This is a genomic window from Anaerovibrio sp., assembly GCF_045637405.1.
In the GTDB taxonomy this organism is placed as follows: domain Bacteria; phylum Bacillota; class Negativicutes; order Selenomonadales; family Selenomonadaceae; genus Anaerovibrio.
In genome coordinates, this window is sequence record NZ_JAZTZI010000013.1 from 1 (window position 1) to 1,204 (window position 1,204).

Sequence of the window (1,204 nt, forward strand, 5' to 3'; positions counted from 1 at the left end):
CACCAAGGAAATAACCTCTGATTGCATAGCTTGTATCCTCCTGATAAACCTGGGATAAATCCAGCGTGGAATATGCACCTCTTGCCTTAGATACAATCGGTGTGTTCTTAGCTTCCACCCATGGAGTAAAGCCGCCATAATCAGCCGCATCATTTGTCGGATTAATGATATAAATATTGTGGCCTTCCGGTCTTGCACGATAGTATTTATAGCGATCCGTGGAGAAGTAGCCCGGAGCATTATAGTCCTCTGCCCCTGGGTCCTTAATAATTCTTTCACCCAGCATATCCACTACAAAAGTACCCGTATCCATGTGTGCATGACCGCTCTTTGGCTTCATACCACTGAAACCAAGGAAGGTGGCTCCTTTATCGTACCAACGTTCTCTCAAAGATACCACTGACATACTTTCCAGCACGGTATCCAAAGGTATGCTAACACTTGCTCCATTTAAAAGCTCTGCATTATAATATATCATATCAAAGGCGTTACCGGTATATCCCTGACGCTCCATTTCCTGAAGTCTGGCTGCTGCAAGCTCAGCATCCTGATATACATCCGCACACCATAAAACAGCCTTATTATCAACAAAGCTTAAAGCGGCATCACCGTAATTATTGATTGCCGTGGAACCGGAAAGCTTAAGACCAAACCAACCGGTTGACTCAAGGCCCGGTGAACAAAGGAATCCAAAATCATTGCCAAAGGCATTGTCAAAGCTTGACATTGTGAACGCCAGATATCCCAGTGCATAGCTCCAATAACCACCGCCTTCAAGCCATGCCCCCTCCGGGAAGTAGCATGTCATCATAAACTCCATACCTCTGAGAGAATGACTGATTACCCCAGAGCACAGCTCCGGATATTTATCCATCACTGCAATGGCACCAATCATACATCCGCCATTACATACCACATTCCAGTTGTTTGCATTGTCCCACCAAGTCCAATACACTTCGTCGTTGTTTTTGTAGCGTCCATTATAAAAATCGTACTGAATTTGCAAACCCTTACTAATAAGTGCCTCTTCAACAAAGGCTTTCTGCTCTGTACTCAGATAATTATAAAACCAGTCATAGCCTAAACCTACAATGGCTGAAAGCTCACCAACATCCAAATAGCTTAACGGATTCCAATGCTCCAGCTTGCAAATATTTTCTATTTCAATCCATGCAGCTTGAGCATATTTGGTATCTCCTGTGAT

General features: G+C 43.9%; 1 protein-coding gene. It reads right to left on the reverse strand.

Translation table 11 applies throughout. From position 1 onward, the window contains the following. The coding region (locus ACKI5G_RS01045) for a heparinase II/III family protein (RefSeq protein WP_407396801.1) at positions 1-1,204 on the reverse strand (1,204 nt) is incomplete at both ends.